Here is a 14,914-nt window from a genome sequence, read left to right as displayed (position 1 = left end):
AAGGGCAAGAGCAGATGATGGACCAGCAGGGGCGTTCGCCCGAAAACCATACCGCCGGCAGCACGCCGCGCCGCGCCGTCGTGCGGGGAGCGGCCTGGAGCATTCCCGTGATCGCCGCCGCCGTGGCGGCGCCGTATGCGGCGGCGAGCGGAGCGGGGATCGATGCTGCGGCGTGGACCGACGCGGAATTCCTCGACGGCGGTCCGCTGGCCCGGCTCGTCGGCGGCGTCGTCGCGGGCCCGGCTTCCAGTGGCGAGATACCGGCAGGCGTCCTCCTCTCCCTGTCCGTGGACGTCACCCTCGTGCGAGAGGCGACCATCGCGGTGTCCGCGGTCGTCGTCGACCCGCGCCTGACGCTCAGCTCCCCGGTTCCGCAGACGATGACCGGTTCCGAGCCGATCGTCCTGACCGCGACGACGCGTGCGCCCCTCGCGGTCGGCGCCCCCGCCGCCACGGTGTCCCTCACGGTCGGGCCATCCAGCGCCATCAACGCGGCTCACATCTCGGCCCAGATCGCCAACGTGCCCGGCGACGCGGACCGTTCCAATGACGTGAGCGAGTCGAGCGTGGGGCTCCTCTGACCGAAGGACCGAAGAGAGCGTCGGCCTCGCCTGAGCCCTCACTGTCAACCCGAATTCTGTTCGCTCACAGCGAACTTGAGTGATGCAGACTCAACTTTGCTTGACACCTGAATGCTTAAGAGTAGAGTTGAGTGCAGAGCGCTCAAGGATCAGCCTCGAGCGCAGCGAACACCTACTTTTTCCAAGGAAGGAAGCAACACATGTCACGTGCTGTAGGCATTGACCTCGGAACCACCAACTCGGTCGTCTCCGTTCTGGAAGGTGGCGAGCCCACCGTCATCGCCAACGCTGAAGGCGGTCGCACTACGCCGTCAGTGGTTGCGTTCTCCAAGAACGGTGAGGTCCTGGTCGGCGAGATCGCCAAGCGCCAGGCCGTCAACAACATCGACCGCACCATCGCCTCCGTCAAGCGCCACATGGGCACCGACTGGAGCGTCGACGTCGACGGCAAGAAGTACACGGCGCAGGAGATCTCCGCCCGTACGCTCATGAAGCTGAAGAACGACGCCGAGGCGTACCTGGGCGAGAAGGTCACCGACGCGGTCATCACCGTTCCGGCGTACTTCAACGACGCCGAGCGCCAGGCCACCAAGGAAGCCGGTGAGATCGCGGGCCTCAACGTCCTGCGCATCGTCAACGAGCCCACCGCGGCCGCTCTGGCCTACGGTCTGGACAAGGGCAAGGAAGACGAACTCATCCTGGTCTTCGACCTCGGCGGCGGCACCTTCGACGTGTCCCTGCTCGAAGTCGGCAAGGACGAGGACGGCTTCTCCACCATCCAGGTCCGCGCGACCGCCGGTGACAACCGCCTCGGTGGCGACGACTGGGATGACCGGATCGTCCAGTACCTCCTGGGCCAGCTGAAGGCCAAGGGCATCGACCTCTCCAAGGACAAGATCGCCCTCCAGCGTCTGCGCGAGGCCGCGGAGCAGGCCAAGAAGGAACTCTCCTCCTCGACCAGCACCAACATCTCCCTGCAGTACCTCTCGGTCACCGCAGACGGCCCGGTCCACCTGGACGAGCACCTCACCCGTGCCAAGTTCCAGGAGCTGACCAAGGACCTGCTGGAGCGCACCAAGAAGCCGTTCCACGACGTCATCAAGGAAGCCGGCATCAAGGTCTCCGACATCGATCACATCGTGCTCGTCGGTGGTTCCACCCGTATGCCCGCCGTGACCGAACTGGTCAAGGAGCTCGCCGGTGGCAAGGAGCCCAACAAGGGCGTCAACCCGGACGAGGTCGTGGCCGTGGGCGCAGCCCTGCAGGCCGGCGTGCTGAAGGGTGAGCGCAAGGACGTGCTCCTGATCGACGTGACCCCCCTGTCCCTCGGCATCGAGACCAAGGGCGGCGTCATGACCAAGCTGATCGAGCGCAACACCGCGATCCCCACCAAGCGCAGCGAGACCTTCACCACCGCGGATGACAACCAGCCGTCCGTGTCCATCCAGGTCTTCCAGGGCGAGCGTGAGTTCACCCGGGACAACAAGCCGCTGGGCACCTTCGAGCTGACCGGCATCGCCCCCGCACCGCGTGGCGTGCCGCAGATCGAGGTCACCTTCGACATCGACGCCAACGGCATCGTGCACGTGTCCGCCAAGGACAAGGGCACCGGTGTGGAGCAGTCCATGACGATCTCCGGTGGCAGCGCCCTCTCCAAGGAGGACATCGAGCGCATGGTCGCCGACGCCGAGGCGCACGCCGCCGAGGACAAGAAGCGCCGTGAGGCTGCGGACACCCGCAACGCCGCCGAGCAGCTGGCCTACGCCACCGACAAGCTCATCGCCGACAACGACGACAAGCTGCCGGAAGAGGTCAAGACCGAGGTCAAGGCCGACGTCGACGCCCTCAAGGCCGCCCTCGAAGGCACGGATGACGACGCTGTGAAGGCTGCGTTCGAGAAGCTCCAGGCTTCCCAGACGAAGCTCGGCGAGGCCATCTACGCCCAGTCCCAGGCTCCCGCCGGTGGTGAGGAAGCCGCAGGCGCCTCCGCCGGTGCTCCTGAAGAGGACATCGTGGACGCCGAGATCATCGACGAAGACGAGAAGAAGTAACCATGCCGCACCACGGTAACGAAGCAGAACACGGCTCCGGGACCGGGGACGAGCGCCAGGAGCCGGTCATCCGGGACAACCGCAAGGTCGACCCGGAGACCGGCCAGGCACGGACCCCCCAGGGCTCCGAAGCTCCAGCCGGTGGCGGCGCCACCGACGCGAACGGTGACGCACTCAGCCAGGCCGAGGAGATCCTCAACGCCGCGGGCGCCGATGCGGGGAACACCCCGTCGTCGTCCGAGGCGGAGGAGCTGCGCAACGATCTGCTGCGCCTCCAGGCCGAGTACGTCAACTACCGCAAGCGGGTGGAACGTGACCGGGCGGTGGCGGGCGAGATGGCCGTCATCGGCGTCCTGAACGCCATCCTGCCGGTCATGGACGACATCGACGCGGCACGTGCCCACGGAGACCTCTCCGACGGCCCGTTCGCCTCGATCGCCGGCAAGCTGGAGAACACGCTCAAGACCTACGGACTGGAGCGCATCGAGGAGACGGGTGTCGAGTTCGACCCCACCATCCACGAGGCACTCATCCAGCAGCCCGGCGAGGTCGAGGTGGACACGGTCAGCCAGGTCCTCCGGGCCGGCTATCGGACCTCCTCCCGCGTCCTGCGGGCTGCGCAGGTCATCGTCGCGGTCCCGCAGTAAGCGGGCGCCATCAGCGGTGGGGGGGGCCCCCCCCCCCCCCCACCGCCCCCTTTGGATTTTCAGACAGGAAAGGAAACGCCCTTGGCAAGCCAGGACTGGGTTGAGAAGGACTTTTACAAGATCCTTGGTGTCGCCAAGGACGCGTCCGACGCCGACATCAAAAAGGCGTACCGCAAGCTCGCCCGCAAGTATCACCCCGACACCAACGCCGGGGACGCCGAAGCGGAGAAGAAGTTCAAGGACATCACCGAGGCCAACTCGGTGCTCTCCAACCCGGAGGACCGTCAGCAGTACGACGCCATCCGTGCCATGGGCGGCGGCGCACGCTTCGCCCCGGGCAGCGGCGGACAAGGCGCCGGCCCCGGCGGCTTCGAGGACCTCTTCGGCGGCATCTTCAACCAGGGCGGACGCACCCGCGGCGGCGCCTCGGGTGGCATCCCGCCGGAATTCGCTGATCTGTTCGGCGGTGGCGGCTTCGGCGGCTTCCAGCAGCAGCCCACCAAGGGCTCGGACCGCACGGCGAGCACCACGATCTCCTTCAAGGGCTCGATCCAGGGCACCACGGTCAGCCTGCGCGAGCCGGACGGCAACGTCATCGACGTCAAGATCCCGGCCGGCATCAAGGACGGCCAGAAGGTCCGCCAGCGGGGCAAGGGCAACCCCGGGGCCGCCGGCAACGGAGACCTGATCATCACCGTCCACGTGAAGGAGCACCCCTTCTTCAAGCGGGACGGGAATAACATCCGCATCCACGTGCCGGTCAGCTTCAACGAGGCCGCCCTCGGTGGGAACATCGAAGTGCCGACCATGGAGGGCGAGAAGGTCAAGGTCCACCTGGCCGCAGGCACCCCGAGCGGGCGCACCCTGCGGGTCAAGGGCCGCGGCGTGAAGACGGCGAAGGCCACCGGCGATCTGCTGGTGACGGTCGACGTCGTCGTGCCCCAGAAGCTCAACGACGCCGCGAAGGCGGCAGTCGAGGCCTTCGCCGACGCCACCGCCGGTGAGGACCCCCGGGCGGTCATCGCCGCCCATGCCGTGCTGTAGGAGGTGAGCCATGGCGATCGACCTGAATCAACCGCTTTTCGTGATCTCGGTTGCCGCCGAGCTGGCCGAGATGCATCCCCAGACCCTGCGTCAGTACGACCGGCTGGGCATCGTGTCGCCGAGCAGGGCGCCGGGCAAGGCGCGCCGCTATTCGCAGCACGACGTCGACCGGCTGCGTGAGGTGCAGCGCCTCTCCCAGGAGGGCGTCTCCCTCGAGGGCATCAAGCGCATCCTCGAACTGGAGAACCAGGTCGCCGCTCTGCAGTCCCGCGTCCGGGAACTGACCGAGGAACTGGAGCGCCGCCCGGCGGCGCAGCAACCCCGCGTCTTCGCGGCCGGGGTGTCGGCCGGCGACGTGGTCCCGCTCGCGCGGGGCCAGCGCCCGACGCCGCGGAGCCAGGCCGTCGTCATCTGGCGGCCGTAGCGTTCCGGGCGGCGCCCGTTCGCATCCGGTGCGGATTCTGAGCAATCCCGTGCCGTCCCAGGACTGAACCACCAGGACTGAATCACCAGGGGCGGGACACCAGGCAGGTGTCCCGCCTTTCGTGTGTCCTCAGACGGGTCCTCCGCCGCCCATCGGGCGCGCGGATCCCGCGGGGAAATCCCGCGCTCAGCCGTTCTTCCGGTCGTTCGTCCGCGCCGTCCAGTTGTTCGGCAGCTCCGAATGACCGGTCGGTTTCGCCCGATGGACGCCGAACAATAGCCCTCATAGGCTGAAAGCACAACGATGACAAGCCACCGCCCATCAAGGCGGTACGAACGTGGGGCACCAGCGAAGGCCCCACGACGCTGCGGAGGTCTTCCTCCGCAGTTCTTGAGGTGAGGGGAACCGCGAAGGAGCGGGTCCAACGCGGTTCCTCTCATCTCCTCTGGACACAACCAGTCCTCTGAACACGACCGGATGGGATGCCATGCTTCTGACTCAACTCCAGTACTTCGTCGCCCTGGCGCGCGAGGAGCACTTCGGCCGGGCGGCCGCGGCATGCTTCGTCTCGCCGTCGACGCTCTCGGAGGCGGTGCGGAAGCTGGAAGTCGAACTCGGGGTGCCCCTGGTCCGTCGCGGACACGCTTTCGAGGGCCTCACGCCGGAAGGCGAGATGGCGCTGACCTGGGCCCGCCGCGTGGTCTCGGACCAGGAGGCGCTCTCCGCAGAGATCGCGGCCGCGCGGGGCCAGCTGACCGGCGTCGCGCGGATCGGCACCATCCCGGCCGGGATCGCCCTCGCGACCGCGGTGGTCTCGGCCCTGGCGGACGCGCATCCACTGGTGCGCTCCACCGTGCAATCCGGACTGAACAGCGAGGACGTGGTGGCGCGGCTGAGGGCTTTCGAGCTCGACGCCGGCATCATCCACCCGTCCGCGGCGGACGGCCCGGATCTGGTGTCGGTGCCTCTGGGCGAGGTCACCAATGTGGTGGTGGCCGCCCCGGGCATGTTCCCCGAGGACCAGGCCTCGGTCACGGGACGCATGCTCGCCGACGTGCCCCTCGGGCTGCTGGCCTCCGATATGCGGGCCCGGCAGCTCGCCGATGAGGCGTGGCGGGCCGCAGGGCTGCAGATCAAGCCGCGCCTGGAGGCGGACTCCAACGAAGCGCTCCTGAGCCTGGTCACCTCCGGGCTGTGGGCCGCCGTCGTCCCGGAGACCGCCGTCGCGGCCCGCCGTGACGATCCGTCCATCCATGTGCTCCCGCTGATCGAACCGGAGGTCTCCACCCCGCTGGCGGTGGTGCGGCTGGCCGGGAAGCCGGCGCCCGTCCTGGTCCGTGCCCTCGGCGCCGCGGCACAGACCGTGCTCAAAGACCCGCGCCGAGCCGCCCAGGCACGCCGCTCCCGCATCGCCTCGAACTCCTCTTCCTGACCGGCCCCTGAAGCGCAGGGGCTCTGCCCCTGTTCCGCTGAAAGGACCGCCGTCATGTCACGTCCCCTGTCCCCGGGCCGCTCTGCCCCCGTGCTTCCGCCTCACGGGGGAGTGAGGGAGCCGAGCCCATGAGAGTGATCATCAACTGCGTGGTCCGGCCACGGCACAGTGCCCGGGGGCCGAAGGGCTGCTCGGTCTGCGTCGAAGCCCTGCTGGAAGCCGTGGCCGCGCACCCTTCACCCCGGGAGGCGGCGGAACGGTTCGCCGAGGAGGTGCAGCTCGCCGTCGAGGAGACGCTGCGACGTCAACGCTGGTGGACCGTGCTGGATCCCACCGAGACGGCCCGGCAGCTGATCTTCCTTCAGGCCGCCCGGGAACTCGCGATCGCCAAGACCTTCCTGCAGGACCGCCGCCCGGAGGATTACTTCCCCTCCCACTCGGCCTACCTGGATTTCAGGGCCGGCGAGTTCCAGCTGCCCGGCTACGTGTTCGCCGCCGACTACTACGAGATGATCGCGCTGCTCTCCGGCTTCCCGCTCTCCCTGCTGGTGGAACCGCCGCTCGGATTCGATGGCGCGGATGAGCTTCCGCCGGGGATTCCCTGAGCGGTTCCCGAAGGCCCTCCCCACGGGAGTCGTGCTGTGCCAGAGTGGGAAATGCGGGTGAATCCTGAGATCGGGGAATGACCTCGCGCCCCGGCCGGTTCAACCCTTTGGACCTGACATCCCCCTTGTGAAGGAGTCCTCATGACCACCGTTGCCGCTCTCGCCGCGCCGTCCGCCACGGAACCGCTCATCCGCACCACCGTGGAACGCCGCGAACTCGGCCCGCATGACGTGCTGATCGACATCAAGTACGCGGGCATCTGCCATTCGGACATCCACACCGTCCGCGGTGACTGGGGCCCGGTCCCTTACCCGCTGACTCCCGGCCATGAGATCGCCGGGATCGTGGCCGCCGTCGGCTCCGAGGTCACCACCCGCAAGGTCGGCGATCGCGTGGGTGTCGGCTGTCTGGTCAACTCCTGCCGCGAATGTGAGCAGTGCCTGGCCGGTCAGGAGCAGGACTGCCTCAACGGGAGCGTGGGCACCTACGCCGCCAAGGACCGCGACGGCACCATCACCCAGGGCGGCTACTCCAGCCAGGTGGTGGTCAACGACGCGTTCACGCTGCTGATCCCGGATTCTCTTGAGCTCGACGTCGCCGCCCCGCTCCTCTGCGCGGGCATCACCACGTACTCGCCGCTGCGCCGCTGGGGCGCCGGCCCGGGTAAGAAGGTCGCCGTGATCGGCCTCGGCGGCCTCGGCCACATGGCCGTCCAGCTGGCCCACGCCCTGGGCGCCGAGGTGACCGTGCTGTCCCAGTCCCTCAAGAAGCAGGAGGACGGGCTCAAGCTGGGCGCCGACCACTACTACGCCACGAGCGACGAGACCACCTTCCAGGACCTCAAGGGCAGCTTCGACCTCATCATCAACACGGTCAGCGCCAAGATCCCCCTGGACGACTACCTGCGCCTCGTGAAGCCGCACGGCGCCATGGTGTGCGTGGGCGCCCCGGGCGAGCCGCTGGAACTGAACATCTTCAGTCTGATCGGCGGGGCCAAGGCCCTGGCCGGCTCGAACATCGGCGGCATCCCGGAGACCCAGGAGATGCTCGACTTCTGCGCCGAGCACGGCATCGGCGCGCAGATCGAGGTGATCGACGCGGACCAGGTCAACGAGGCCTACGAGCGCGTGCTGGCGTCCGACGTCCGGTACCGCTTCGTCATCGACGTGTCCACCATCGCCTGAGCACTCCGGAAGGAGACACCATGAAGGTTTTCCAGATCGGCGCGGCCGGCGGCATCGGCAGCATCCTCTCCGGGCTCCTCGTGGAGCGCGGGGACCAGGTCACCGGGATGCACCGCAGCCCCGAACAGACGGACACCATCACGCGCACCGGGGCGGAGTCCGTGCTCGGTGACCTGATCAATGACTCCACGGAGACGCTGGCCGGCCACCTGGCCGGGCACGACGCCGTCGTGTTCTCCGCCGGGGCGCACGGCACCGGGCAGGAGATGACCACCGCGATCGACGGCGAGGGCCTGGTGAAGGCCGCCGACGCCGCGGCCCTGGCCGGGGTGAAGCGGTTCGTGCTGGTGTCCGTGTTCCCCGACGCCGGTCGCGGCGGGGACTCTCCGAACGCCGGTTTCGAGCACTACATGCGGGTCAAGAAGTCCGCGGACGTGCACCTGGCGGGGACGGACCTCGACTGGGTCATCGTCCGGCCCGGAACGCTCAAGGACGAACCGGGCGACGGCCTGGTCACCGCCGGGCCGGCCATCGAGTACGGGAACGTCCGGCGCGGCAATGTCGCGGCGTTCCTCGCCGAGGTGCTCCACGAGCCGGCCCTGAGCCGGGAGATCGTGGAGCTCACCGACGGCACGACGCCGGTGGCGGACGCCGTGGCCGGGCTCGTGGCTCTGCGGGGCTGAGTCCGGCTCACAGGGTCTGTCGCGCCGAGTTCGGCGCCCTGGTTCACCTTTCGCGGGTCACTATCCCCGCGGACGGTGAATCAGGGCGCTTTTTCGTGGGCGGGGCGGTGCGGAACGGCGGGGCCGTCAGACCCGGAAGCCGGTGCAGGCCTCGTTGCTGCACCCGGCGTCGCGCGCCGTCCAACGCGGCCGGTCTCCGGCATCCTCGACCGGCACCCAGCGCACGTGGCGGTGCTGGCCGCACATCTCGCAGGCGGGGGCGACGAAACTGGCCCGTCCCTCGGCGGTGTAACTGCGGAAGTCCGTCATGGTTCCTCCTCGGCAGACGTGGACACTGCCCTTTCAGGCTACGCCCGGCCGTCGGGCCGCGGGTAGGGGGCGCCTGAGCGGCGCCGAGCCTACTCCCGGAACAGCCCGGCGAGGTCGTCCGCGCTGAGATGCGTGGACGCGAGGGCTTCGTCCCCGGCCACCGAATCGAAGAGCTTCGACTTCTTGGCCTTGAGCGCCATCACCTTCTCCTCGATGGTGTCCTTCGCGACCAGCCGGTACACCATGACCTGCTTGTTCTGGCCGATCCGGTGTGCCCGGTCCACGGCCTGAGCCTCGCTGGCCGGGTTCCACCAGGGATCGAGGAGGAACACGTAGTCCGCCTCGGTCAGATTGATGCCGAACCCGCCGGCCTTCAGACTGATGAGGAACAGCGGGGCGTCGCCCTCCTTGAAGGACGCGATCACGTCGGCGCGCTGCCGCGTGGACCCGTCCAGGTACGCATACTGCACGCCCGCCGCGTCGAGCCGTTCGCGGACCTTCCCGAGGAAGCCGGTGAACTGGCTGAAGATGAGGGCCCGGTGCCCTTCGGCCAGCACGTCCTCCAGCTGCTCGAACAGGACGTCCAGCTTGCTCGACCGCACGCCGCTCAGCTCGGGGTCCACGAGCGACGGGTCGAGAGCCATCTGCCGGAGCAAGGTCAGCGACTGGAAGATGGTGAAGCGGTGCTTGTTCGCGTCCTCCAGGAGCCCCAGGATCTTCTGCCGCTCGCGCTGCAGATGCGTCTGGTAGGCCTTCGCATGGCGCTGATTCAGCTCCACCGTGAGGACCTGCTCCAGCTTCGGCGGCAGCTCCTTGACCACCTGCTCCTTGGTGCGGCGCAGCATGAGCGGCCGGATCCGCTGCCGCAGCTTGGCCAGCAGCTTCGGGTGGCCGTGGACCTCGATGGGCCTGCGGTAATACTCGGCGAACTTCCCGGGGCTCGGGAACAAGCCGGGGGCCACGATCGACAGCAGCGCCCAGAGCTCCATGAGGTTGTTCTCCAGGGGCGTGCCGGTGATCGCGAGCTTGAAGGGGGCATCGAGCTTCCGCGCCGCCTGGTACGCCTTGGACTGGTGGTTCTTCACGAACTGCGCCTCGTCCAGGACCAGCGCACCCCAGGAGAGCTTCTGGTACTTCTCGAGTTCCAGGCGGAACAGCGCATACGACGTCACCACGAGGTCCGCGCCGGCGAACTCCTCCGCCGGGTTCAGGCCGCTGCGCTTGAACGTCTCCGCCACGGCCACGGTTTTCAGCCCGGGCGCGAAGCGTGCCGCCTCCATCGCCCAGTTGGACACGACGCTGCTCGGCGCCACCACCAGGAACGGGGCACGGGTCGCCGCGGCGCCGTCGTCGTCCGAGGTGCCCGTCGGATCCTCGCGCAGGGAGCACAGCAGCGCCAGGGTCTGGAGGGTCTTGCCGAGGCCCATGTCATCGGCCAGGACGCCGCCCAGCCGGTGGTCGTACAGGAAACGGAGCCAGCGGAAACCCTCCAGCTGGTACGGGCGCAGTTCGGCGTGCAGGCCGGCGGGGGCCGCGAGATCCCGGGTGGAGTCGTCCACGTTGAGCAGCCCGGTGACGCTGCGGCGCCACTCCTTCGCCTGCTCCTCCACGACGCCGATCGCCGCGAACTGCTCCCAGAGTCCCACCTGGAAGCGGCTGATCTGGAGCTCTTCGCCGGGGCGGTCGGAGAGGGCACGGGCCTCGTCGATCAGTTCGCGCAACTGCTGGAGCTCGGGGCTGTCGAGGGGGAAGTGCTTGCCGCTCGGCAGGACCATGCGCGTCTGACCCGAGGCCAGGGCGGAGAAGATCTGGCCGAACGCCACCTGCTCGCCCTCGAGGGTGACCACGATCTCGAGGCCGAACCAGTCCCGGTCGTCCTTGTCCAGCGTGGAGACGTGCACGACCGGGGCTTCGACGGCCTCCTGGAAGTCGGGGACCACGCCGTTCACGTCCACCTCGACGTCCGGGATGGTGCGCAGCTGCGGCAGGACTTCCTCGGTGAAGGCGACCGTGTCCATGCCGTGGAGGGTGGCGGTGGGCGCCAGCGACGGGAGGGTCCAGAGCCCGTCCGGGCCGATCGTCGGCTCGGTGGCCAGGGCGGCCACCACCTCCCACGGTTTGCCGAGAGAGTTCAGGATCTTCTTCTCCTGGGCCTCGTCCCGGTAGCCGGCATCGGCGCGGTCGAAGGCGAGCGGCTGCGAGACCTGTTTGCCGTTGCTCGTGTAATGCCACTCCCAGTGCAGATCCAGGCGGTGGTCCTTGCGGTAGTCGGCCAGGAGCGAGAGCACGGGTTTGCCGATGGTCGGCAGGCGCACGCTTTCCGACGCCGCGACCACGGGGGCGCCCTGCCGCAGCCGCGGGTAGAACTCGCTGAGGAAGCGGTCCTCATCCGCTGCGGGGATGTGCACAGGCTCCGCGGCGCGCGCGAAGGCCACCATCTCGGGGGAGGCAGGCGCGAGCGGCGTGAGCACGAGCGTCCCGTCCACGAGGCCGCCCGGCACCGAGGCGCCGCCGTGGAACGCCAGAGCCGCGGGCTCGCCCGTGAAGTGGAGCTTCTTCAGATCGAGATCACGGCCGTGGGCCTCGAGGCGCGGTGCGACATCCAGACCGCCGTCCTTCCGCCGGTCCACCGAGAGCTCCAGGACGGCGGGTTCGCGTTCCAGTCGCACGCCGGGCGACCGCGGATCCGTGTCCTGGATGAGGAGGATCCCCTTGCCGGCCAGGTCCGCGAGGGCCGTGGCCAGGTGCTTGCCGTTGTACTGGGAGAGCTCCAGCCACTGACCTGCGGGCCCCTGATACTGGCCCGGCATGCGGGACAGCTCGAGGAACTCCGCGAGGGCGTCCGTCTGTTCCCGGCTGAACTTCCGGTAATAGCTGAGGTAGTTGATGTTGGTCCAGGCCACCTCGCTCTTGATCCACTTGCCGCGGGCGCCCATGGACATGGGGCGGACCCGCAGTCCGGACGGCTCGGCCTGGCTGTAGACGCGGCCGCCGCGGGACACGGCCGGCTTGGGGTCCGTCACTTCGAACAGCAGGGCCAGCTGGGGGGTGGTGGAGGCGGCGGTGGTGGTGGCCGACTCGGGCAGGAGGGGCGCGAGGGCCTTCTCCCAGGAGGAGGACGCGGCCGGTGAGGTGGGCGCGGAGCCGTTGGCGGACGACGCCGACCCGGGCAATGGCGCAGGGCCCCGGCGACGGCGGGCGACGGCGTCGTCGGAGTCCAGCAGGCCGCGTTCCTTGGCGGCGAAGAGGAGGGCGGCCACATGCTTGCAGTCCTGCCGGACCGGGCAATCGCACAGTGCGGTGAGGCAGATCCAGGAGTCGTCCTTGGGCTGCAGCTTGGCGACGGCGCGGTACGAGCGGGTGCCTTCCACGCGGCCGGTGAGCAGCCCGGTGGTGCGGCCGAAGACGACGTTGAACACGCGCTCCTGGCGGGCATACTCGTAGCCGCGTTCCACGCTGCCTTCGTCAAAGCGCGCGGCGAGGGTGCCCAAGCGTTCCTGGGCCTGCGAGGTGGCCATCCACAACAGTCTAGTGCGAGCAGCCCGGGAGCGGTCTGCGAGATGGAGCACAGGGGGTTCGGACCGGGTGTGCCTGCCGAGGACACACGCGGGCCGCGCCCGGTGGCCGGATCCGCGCGGGGCGGAATCCACGGGCACTGTCGGACCCGGCCGATAGTCTGGGCGGCATGGCACAGACGAGGAAGAACCGCCCCGCCGCACCCCGGGCCGCGGCCCCGGATCTGCCCGCTCACCTCGGCGAGGTGGACGGGCTGCGACGCTACGACGAGGTCTCGGAGAGCGCCGTGCTCGGGTTGTCCGGGGACGTCGACGCGTCCCACGCCCACCTCAGTGAATGCGTGATCCGGGACGCCCAGCTGGACCGCCTGGACCTCACCGGCGGGACGCTGACGGATCTCGATGTCGAGGATCTGCAGGTCACCGAACTCGTGCTCCGGAACGCCCGGCTGCGCCGCGTGCGGATCAGCGGCGGGCGAATCGGCACGCTGGACCTCTCGGGCGCGGAAGTGGACAGTCTCGAACTGCGGGACGTCCGGATCGACTACCTCGGCCTGAATGGCGCCGAGGGCAACGACGTCATCGTGGCCGGCTGCCGGCTCCGCACCCTCGACGTGCCGCTGGCGAAGCTCAAGCGCGTCGCGTTCCGGGACAGCAGCGCCGAGGACGTGGACAGCCGCGACCTGGACGCCACCGACGTCGACCTCCGCGGCCTGGACGCCCGGGTGTTCACCTCGGTGACCGGTCTCCGGGGCGCCACCCTGACGGAGACCCAGGTGCGGGAGCTCGCCGTGCAGATGGCGCTGCAGGCCGGAATCGACGTGAAGGAGGGCTGAGCGCCCGGCTCAGTTCACCCAAGGTTCACCCGCCCGTGACCCGGGACCACCGGTCACTCCCAGGGACGGCGCGTACGGTCGAAGTGTCCCGTGGACTTCTCGAGTGAGGATCAGCATGACCAGCAAGCAGCTCCCCGTTGTCCTTTTCAAGGAAAGCCTTGAAGCCGGCCCCGATGAAGTGGTGGACGGCAACGTCACCGTGGTCAATGCCATGTACCAGGAGCTCCTGGGCCAGGACGAGATCGCCGAGGACGCCCTCCGCAGCTACTACGTGGACTTCTACCTGACCCAGGCCCTGGGCGGCGGCTTCGCCCAGTACGTCTTCACGGCCACGGACCGCGAAGAGATCGACGCCTACGTCCGCGGCGGCCTGGAAGCCATGGGCGCCAAGGGTCACCTGGACCTCTTCAACCGCACCGACGCGGCCTTCGAAGCCCTCAGCGAGGACGAGGTCGACGCCTACCTGGACGGCGACGCCGAGGATGAGGACAGCGAAGTCAGTGACGCCGTCCTGGCCCAGGAGGAGCTCGACAACGAGTTCGAGACGCTCCTGGAGACCGAGGACCTCATGGAGCTCAACGCCGCCTGGCTGCGGAGCCTCGAAGGCCTGCTGGTGGTGGACGAGGACGGCCTAGACGCCGTGATCGACGAGCGCCTGGCCACCGTCGAGGACCTCGAGGAGCGCCGTGCTCAGGCCGAGGCCGCCTCCCTGGAGGACATGCCGGACTTCGAGATCATCATCCGCGAACTGTGCGACGTCGCCGAGGTGGAGCTGGAGAAGATCACCCTCGGCGACCCCAACTTCGTCTACGAGGACGAGACCGTGGTGGCATGGCACTTCCTGGCCGACGGTGAGGAGTACATCATGGTGGAGCTCGAGGACGAGGCCCTCATGCTCCGGCCGGAGTCGCTCGAGGTCGTGGCCGCGGTCGAGATCGAGGAGATCGACGACGACGAGCTGGAACCCGTCGGCGCCGAGGCCTGAGCGGAAGACAAGGAAATGCTCTGACCGCTATCCCCGTGCCGCGTGGCTCACTTGCGCTCGGGTCGGGGCACGGGGCCCCTTTACGCGGTCGGCCGCATTTCCTTGTCTCCCGCATGTCCCTCAGTGCCCCGACGCCTTGACGCACGACGACGGCGGGTTCCCCTCGCCGTCGTCGGGCGTTAAAGGGTTGCGGGGTCGGGTCAGCCGGCCGCCTTGCGGATCAGGGCCGCGAGGGTGGCTTCGGTTTCCGCGTCGAGGGACGTGATGTTCCAGACGATCGGGTGCATCGAGGCGCCCTCCTGGAAGGCCGGGTTCACGGATTCTCCGAAGCCGAAGGCGAGGTAGTCCTTGCCGGTCTTGATGTAGCAGATGTCCTCGCCGTTCCGGACGTAGAACGGGAGTCCCCAGCGGACCACCGGTTCCAAGGACGGGGCGTTCTCGCGGATGATGCCGTGCAGGCGCTCGCCGAGTTCCGCGTACGGCGCGGGGGCTTCCCGGAGTTTGGCGAGTGCGGCGTCGTCGCCCTTCTTGCTGAACAGCATGATGGAGCCTCCAAAGGGTGCATCGGGTCTGAGGTGCGGCCGGGCTGCCGGCCGAATTCCAGCCTACGGCGGCGG

Annotated in this window: 14 protein-coding genes; 11 read left to right on the top strand and 3 right to left on the bottom strand. The window is 68.8% G+C overall.

All coding sequences use genetic code 11. The features are described 5' to 3' along the window. The first annotated feature begins 17 nt into the window (after positions 1-17). The 9 genes from AB6732_RS12345 (at position 18) to AB6732_RS12305 (ending at position 8,652) form a co-directional block, all read left to right on the top strand. On the top strand, positions 18-581 hold the full coding sequence (locus AB6732_RS12345; protein WP_370960251.1) for a hypothetical protein: 564 nt from the start codon (positions 18-20) through the stop codon (positions 579-581). Positions 582-781: 200 nt separating this feature from the next. Next, on the top strand, positions 782-2,632 hold the full coding sequence (gene dnaK, locus AB6732_RS12340) for a molecular chaperone DnaK (RefSeq protein ID WP_370960250.1): 1,851 nt from the start codon (positions 782-784) through the stop codon (positions 2,630-2,632). 2 nt (positions 2,633-2,634) lie between these two features. Continuing rightward, positions 2,635-3,279: a nucleotide exchange factor GrpE gene (locus AB6732_RS12335; RefSeq protein ID WP_107004234.1), complete on the top strand. Its 645-nt coding sequence runs from the start codon at positions 2,635-2,637 to the stop codon at positions 3,277-3,279. Positions 3,280-3,360: 81 nt separating this feature from the next. Beyond that, positions 3,361-4,323: a DnaJ C-terminal domain-containing protein gene (locus AB6732_RS12330; protein ID WP_370960249.1), complete on the top strand. Its 963-nt coding sequence runs from the start codon at positions 3,361-3,363 to the stop codon at positions 4,321-4,323. 10 nt (positions 4,324-4,333) lie between these two features. Beyond that, complete coding sequence (locus AB6732_RS12325) at positions 4,334-4,747, top strand: heat shock protein transcriptional repressor HspR (RefSeq protein ID WP_370960248.1); 414 nt, start codon at positions 4,334-4,336, stop codon at positions 4,745-4,747. 487 nt (positions 4,748-5,234) lie between these two features. Next, positions 5,235-6,179, top strand: a complete 945-nt coding sequence (locus AB6732_RS12320) for a LysR family transcriptional regulator (RefSeq protein WP_370960247.1) — start codon at positions 5,235-5,237, stop codon at positions 6,177-6,179. Between the two features lie 128 nt (positions 6,180-6,307). Next, positions 6,308-6,784, top strand: a complete 477-nt coding sequence (locus tag AB6732_RS12315) for a hypothetical protein (RefSeq protein WP_370960246.1) — start codon at positions 6,308-6,310, stop codon at positions 6,782-6,784. Between the two features lie 141 nt (positions 6,785-6,925). After that, the gene (locus tag AB6732_RS12310) at positions 6,926-7,969 is read left to right on the top strand and encodes an NAD(P)-dependent alcohol dehydrogenase (RefSeq protein ID WP_370960245.1); all 1,044 of its coding nucleotides are present in this window, start codon (positions 6,926-6,928) and stop codon (positions 7,967-7,969) included. A gap of 20 nt (positions 7,970-7,989) precedes the next feature. Then, on the top strand, positions 7,990-8,652 hold the full coding sequence (locus AB6732_RS12305; RefSeq protein ID WP_370960244.1) for an NAD(P)H-binding protein: 663 nt from the start codon (positions 7,990-7,992) through the stop codon (positions 8,650-8,652). 126 nt (positions 8,653-8,778) lie between these two features. On the opposite strand, the gene AB6732_RS12300 is transcribed toward AB6732_RS12305, so the two are convergent. Together AB6732_RS12300 and AB6732_RS12295 are read right to left on the bottom strand one after the other, a co-directional pair. Continuing rightward, on the bottom strand, positions 8,779-8,961 hold the full coding sequence (locus AB6732_RS12300) for a hypothetical protein (protein ID WP_370960243.1): 183 nt from the start codon (positions 8,959-8,961) through the stop codon (positions 8,779-8,781). Positions 8,962-9,050: 89 nt separating this feature from the next. Continuing rightward, the gene (locus AB6732_RS12295; RefSeq protein WP_370960242.1) at positions 9,051-12,479 is read right to left on the bottom strand and encodes an SNF2-related protein; all 3,429 of its coding nucleotides are present in this window, start codon (positions 12,477-12,479) and stop codon (positions 9,051-9,053) included. 167 nt (positions 12,480-12,646) lie between these two features. Here AB6732_RS12295 and AB6732_RS12290 point away from each other — a divergent pair, with 167 nt between their 5' ends. After that, positions 12,647-13,312, top strand: a complete 666-nt coding sequence (locus AB6732_RS12290) for a pentapeptide repeat-containing protein (RefSeq protein ID WP_370960241.1) — start codon at positions 12,647-12,649, stop codon at positions 13,310-13,312. Positions 13,313-13,427: 115 nt separating this feature from the next. Further along, positions 13,428-14,297 carry a hypothetical protein gene (locus AB6732_RS12285; RefSeq protein ID WP_370960240.1) on the top strand — a complete coding sequence of 290 codons (870 nt, stop codon included), beginning with the start codon at positions 13,428-13,430 and terminating at the stop codon, positions 14,295-14,297. Between the two features lie 200 nt (positions 14,298-14,497). Here the strand turns inward: AB6732_RS12285 and AB6732_RS12280 are convergent, their stop codons facing one another. After that, on the bottom strand, positions 14,498-14,839 hold the full coding sequence (locus tag AB6732_RS12280) for a DUF1801 domain-containing protein (RefSeq protein WP_370960239.1): 342 nt from the start codon (positions 14,837-14,839) through the stop codon (positions 14,498-14,500). Positions 14,840-14,914 lie beyond the last annotated feature (75 nt).

Source organism: Arthrobacter sp. RCC_34 (genome assembly GCF_041360795.1).
Classification (GTDB): Bacteria; Actinomycetota; Actinomycetes; order Actinomycetales; family Micrococcaceae; genus Arthrobacter_E.
The sequence above is the reverse complement of the archived record's forward strand: the minus strand, read 5'-3'. Positions and strand labels throughout refer to the sequence as shown.